At 42.2% G+C, this 5,193-nt stretch carries 6 protein-coding genes; all 6 read left to right on the top strand.

What is annotated here, in order from left to right; all coding sequences use genetic code 11:
* Positions 1-740, top strand: a 740-nt coding sequence (gene cdaA / locus SMIDD26_RS06500) for a diadenylate cyclase CdaA (protein ID WP_246746958.1), incomplete at its 5' end; no start/stop codon positions are given.
* Positions 727-1,506: a CdaR family protein gene (locus tag SMIDD26_RS06495; protein WP_050236658.1), complete on the top strand. Its 780-nt coding sequence runs from the start codon at positions 727-729 to the stop codon at positions 1,504-1,506. The genes cdaA and SMIDD26_RS06495, both read left to right, overlap by 14 nt.
* Positions 1,507-1,530: 24 nt before the next feature.
* Entirely contained in the window at positions 1,531-2,883 is a 1,353-nt protein-coding gene (glmM, locus tag SMIDD26_RS06490; protein WP_061439610.1) for a phosphoglucosamine mutase, read from the top strand.
* A gap of 73 nt (positions 2,884-2,956) precedes the next feature.
* Complete coding sequence (locus SMIDD26_RS06485; protein WP_001050087.1) at positions 2,957-3,331, top strand: DUF1149 family protein; 375 nt, start codon at positions 2,957-2,959, stop codon at positions 3,329-3,331.
* 1 nt (position 3,332) lies between these two features.
* Complete coding sequence (locus SMIDD26_RS06480; RefSeq protein ID WP_061439609.1) at positions 3,333-4,181, top strand: DegV family protein; 849 nt, start codon at positions 3,333-3,335, stop codon at positions 4,179-4,181.
* A gap of 163 nt (positions 4,182-4,344) precedes the next feature.
* On the top strand, positions 4,345-5,112 hold the full coding sequence (gene dapB / locus SMIDD26_RS06475) for a 4-hydroxy-tetrahydrodipicolinate reductase (protein WP_061439608.1): 768 nt from the start codon (positions 4,345-4,347) through the stop codon (positions 5,110-5,112).
* The last annotated feature ends 81 nt before the right edge of the window (positions 5,113-5,193 follow it).

The raw sequence follows: 5,193 nt of genomic DNA, 5'->3' as shown, positions 1-5,193 counted from the left end.
CAAAAGCTATTGCAGGAACCAAGATTATGATTTTGGTACGTGGAGTTTTGGTGTTTATTTTAGCTCAAATCCTTGCAAATATGATTGGCTTGACTACGATTTCTTGGTTAATCAATCAAATTATTACTTATGGGGTTATTGCGGCGGTTGTTATCTTCTCTCCAGAGATTCGGACTGGTTTGGAACGTTTGGGAAGAGCGACAGATTTCTTTTCCAATGCCCCTATTAGTGCTGAGGAACAGATGATTCGTGCCTTTGTTAAGTCTGTTGAATACATGAGTCCTCGTAAAATCGGGGCCTTGGTTGCTATTCAGCGTGTACGTACCTTGCAGGAGTATATTTCGACAGGAATTCCTTTGGATGCCAAAATTTCAGCAGAACTCCTTATCAATATCTTTATTCCCAACACTCCCCTACACGATGGTGCGGTGATTATCAGAGAAGAACGTATCGCTGTGACGTCTGCCTATCTGCCCTTGACAGAAAGTACAGGAATTTCCAAGGAATTTGGAACCAGACACCGGGCGGCTATCGGTTTATCAGAAGTCTCAGATGCCTTGACTTTTGTCGTATCAGAGGAAACGGGAGGAATTTCGATAACCTATAATGGAAGCTTTAAGCACAACCTAACACTTGATGAATTTGAAACAGAATTACGTGAAATCTTACTTCCAAAAGAGGAAGCAGGTCTTAGTTTTAAAGAGCGATTGCTAGGAGGATGGAAACATGAGAAAAAATAGTTTATACATCATATCCTCACTCTTTTTTGCTTGTGTCTTATTTGTCTATGCTACGGCGACGAATTTTCAAAACAGTACCAGTGCTAGGCAGGTAAAAACGGAAACCTATACGAATACAGTAACAAATGTCCCTATTGACATACGCTATAATAGTGATGAGTATTTTATTAGCGGTTTTGCTTCAGAAGTATCAGTGGTCTTGACTGGTGCAAATCGCCTATCGCTAGCTAGTGAAATGCAAGAAAGCACACGTAAATTCAAGGTTACTGCTGACCTAACAGATGCCAGTGTTGGAACGATTGAAGTTCCTTTGAGCATTGAAGATTTACCCAATGGGCTGACCGCTGTGGCGACTCCGCAAAAAATTACAGTCAAGATTGGTAAGAAGGCTCAGAAGAATAAGGTAAAGGTTGTACCAGAGATTGACCCTAGTCAAATTGATAGTCGGGTACAGATTGAAAATGTCACGCTGTCAGATGAAGAAGTGTCGATTACGAGTGACCAAGAGACATTGGATAGAATTGATAAGATTATCGCTGTCTTGCCAACTAGCGAACGCATAACAGGTAATTACAGTGGTTCAGTACCTTTGCAGGCAATCGACCGCAATGGTGTTGTCTTACCGGCAGTTATCACTCCCTTTGATACAATAATGAAGGTGACTACAAAACCAGTAGCACCAAGTTCAAGCACATCAAATTCAAGTACAAGCAGTTCATCGGAGACATCTTCGTCAACGAAAGCAACTAGTTCAAAAACGAATTAAAAATAGAAAAAGGATTTTATAAAAATGGGTAAATATTTTGGGACTGATGGAGTCCGTGGAGAAGCTAATGTAGAACTTACTCCGGAATTAGCCTTTAAACTAGGACGTTTTGGAGGCTATGTTCTCAGTCAACATGAAACGGAAGCACCGAAAGTCTTTGTAGGACGTGACACACGTATTTCAGGGGAAATGCTGGAATCTGCCTTGGTAGCTGGTCTTCTTTCAGTTGGTATTCACGTATACAAACTAGGCGTTTTGGCAACACCAGCAGTAGCTTACTTGGTTAAAACTGAAGGAGCAAGCGCAGGTGTCATGATTTCTGCTAGCCACAACCCAGCCCTTGATAATGGGATTAAGTTCTTTGGTGGTGATGGCTTCAAACTAGATGATGAAAAAGAAGCAGAAATTGAAGCCTTGCTAGATGCTGCGGCAGATACTCTTCCTCGTCCAAGTGCAGAAGGCTTGGGAACCTTGGTAGATTATCCAGAAGGCTTGCGTAAGTATGAAGGATACCTTGTTTCAACTGGAACTCCTCTTGAAGGAATGAAGATTGCCTTGGATACAGCCAATGGTGCAGCGTCTACAAGTGCCCGTCAAATCTTTGCAGACCTTGGTGCCCAATTAACTGTTATCGGGGAAACACCAGACGGTCTTAACATCAACCTTAATGTTGGTTCTACACACCCAGAAGCCCTTCAAGAAGTGGTCAAAGAAAGCGGCTCAGCTATCGGTTTGGCCTTTGACGGAGATAGTGACCGTTTGATTGCTGTCGATGAGAATGGCGACATCGTCGATGGTGATAAGATTATGTACATTATCGGGAAATACCTTTCTGAAAAAGGACAATTGGCCCAAAATACAATTGTGACAACTGTGATGTCCAACCTTGGTTTCCACAAGGCCTTGGACCGTGAAGGCATTAACAAGGCAGTCACTGCAGTTGGCGACCGCTACGTTGTTGAAGAAATGAGAAAATCAGGCTACAACCTCGGTGGTGAACAGTCTGGTCACGTCATCTTGATGGACTACAATACAACAGGTGATGGCCAATTATCTGCTGTTCAATTGACCAAAATCATGAAGGAAACTGGTAAGAGCTTGTCAGAGTTGGCAGCAGAAGTAACCATCTATCCACAAAAATTAGTCAATATCCGAGTGGAAAATGCCATGAAGGAAAAGGCTATGGAAGTGCCAGCTATCAAGGCTATCATCGAGAAGATGGAAGAAGAAATGGCAGGGAATGGCCGTATCCTAGTACGCCCAAGTGGAACAGAGCCCCTTTTACGTGTCATGGCAGAAGCGCCTACAACAGAAGAAGTAGACTACTATGTTGATACCATCGCAGACGTAGTTCGAGCTGAAATCGGGATTGACTAAATCCGAGAAAACTAGATGAAAATAAAAAATTATGGTACAATAGCTTATAATATTGTAGCCAAGGGAGAAAGACATGAATCTTAAACGTGAACAAGAATTTGTTAGTCAGTATCATTTTGATGCGCGTAATTTTGAATGGGAAAATGAAAATGGAGCTCCTGAAACCAAGGTGGATGTGAACTTCCAATTGCTCCAACATGATCAAGAAAATCAAGTGACTTCCTTGATTGTCATCTTGACATTTATGATTGTATTTGATAAGTTTGTCATCAGTGGAACCATTTCACAGGTAAATCATATCGATGGCCGTATTGTCAATGAACCAAGTGAATTGAGCCAAGAAGAAGTGGAAACTTTGGCTCGTCCATGTTTGAACATGCTCAACCGTTTGACTTACGAAGTAACTGAAATTGCATTAGACTTACCAGGAATCAATTTGGAGTTCTAATATGAAACTAGCTGTTATCACAGATTCTTCTGCCTATCTCAGTGCAGAGACCTTGCAAAGAGAAGATTTATTTGTCTTGGATATTCCTGTCAATATTGATGGTGAGGAGTATGTCGAAGGCATCAATCTGTCTGCTGAGGAATTTTACCAAAAAATGGCTCAGGCTTCTGAATTGCCTAAGACCAGTCAGCCAAGTATTGCCAAATTAGATGAAATCTTAACTTCGCTCAAAGAACAAGGTTATACCCATGCCTTGGGACTTTTCCTATCTTCTGGAATTTCAGGTTTTTACCAAAATATCCAGTATATGATAGATGACTATGAGGGCTTAACCATTGCTTTTCCAGACACTTTGATTACAAGTGCTCCTCTGGGTATCATGGTTGAAAGTGTCTTTAATTGGCGTGACCAGGGCGATGATTTTGTCAGCATTCAGGATAAGCTAGCCATTCAAATCAGCCGTACGTCAGCCTTTATCATGGTAGATGATTTGGACCATTTGGTGAAAGGTGGGCGCCTTTCAAATGGGGCTGCCATTTTGGGCAATCTGCTAAGCATTAAGCCAATCCTTTATTTCAACGACCAAGGTGTGATTGAAGTTTACGAAAAAGTTCGTACGGAAAAGAAAGCAACCAAGCGCTTGATTGAGATTATCAAAGAAACAACGGCTTCAGGCCAATATCGGGTCATTGTCATTCACGGGAATGCTCCTGAAAAGGCTGAAGAATTGCGTCACCACTTGCTTGAATCTGGAGTGGGTACGGATATTTCACTTGCTACATTTGGTAGTGTCATTGGAACTCACCTAGGAGCAGGAAGTATTGCTCTGGGGTATATTCCAGTGATTTAGTTGGCGCTTCTAGGCTAGTTAAGATGCCTTGTATCTTAGAAATTGAACACGGACTACCTGCCTCTTGAAAAAAGATGCCTGTCTTGCCTTTCGTGGAAAGTCAGTGCCATTCCCTATTTTTCATAGGCAGCTAACGTCCTTTGTATCTTAGACAGGAGTAGAGATGAGTATTCGAGTAATTATTGCTGGTTTTAAGGGAAAGATGGGACAAGCTGCTTGTCAGATGGTCTTGGCTGATCCAGACTTAGACTTGGTAGCAGTTTTGGATCCTTTTGAGTCTGAGTCAGAATGGCAGGGTATTCCTGTTTTCAAGGATAAGGCTGATTTAGCAGGCTTTGAAGCGGATGTCTGGGTAGATTTTACTACTCCAGCTGTTGCCTATGAAAATACACGCTTTGCTCTTGAAAATGGCTTTGCTCCAGTAGTTGGAACAACAGGTTTCACAAGTGAAGAAATTGCAGAGCTAAAAGCATTTTCTCGTGCCCAAGACTTGGGTGGCTTGATTGCCCCTAACTTTGCCTTGGGTGCTGTCTTACTCATGCAATTTGCGACGCAGGCTGCCAAATATTTCCCAAATGTGGAGATTATTGAGCTCCATCATGACAAGAAAAAGGATGCACCGAGTGGAACAGCTATTAAAACGGCTGAGTTAATGGCAGAAGTTCGAGAGTCTACCCAGCAAGGTGCGCCTGATGAAGAAGAATTGATTGCAGGTGCCCGTGGTGCTGACTTTGATGGCATGCGGATTCACTCAGTTCGTTTACCAGGCTTGGTAGCACATCAGGAAGTCATCTTTGGCAATCAGGGAGAAGGATTGACTCTCCGTCATGACTCCTATGATCGCAGCTCCTTCATGACAGGGGTAAATTTGGGAATTAAAGAAGTTGTCAAGCGTCATGAGCTTGTCTATGGATTAGAACACTTATTATGAGATTAACGCAAATGCCTTCTGAATTTCAGAAGGCTTTACCAGTATTAGAAAAAATTAAAGAAGCAGGATTTGAGGCCTATT

The sequence above is a fragment of the Streptococcus mitis genome (genome assembly GCF_001579035.1).
GTDB lineage: Bacteria > Bacillota > Bacilli > Lactobacillales > Streptococcaceae > Streptococcus > Streptococcus mitis_J.
The sequence above is the reverse complement of the archived record's forward strand: the minus strand, read 5'-3'. Positions and strand labels throughout refer to the sequence as shown.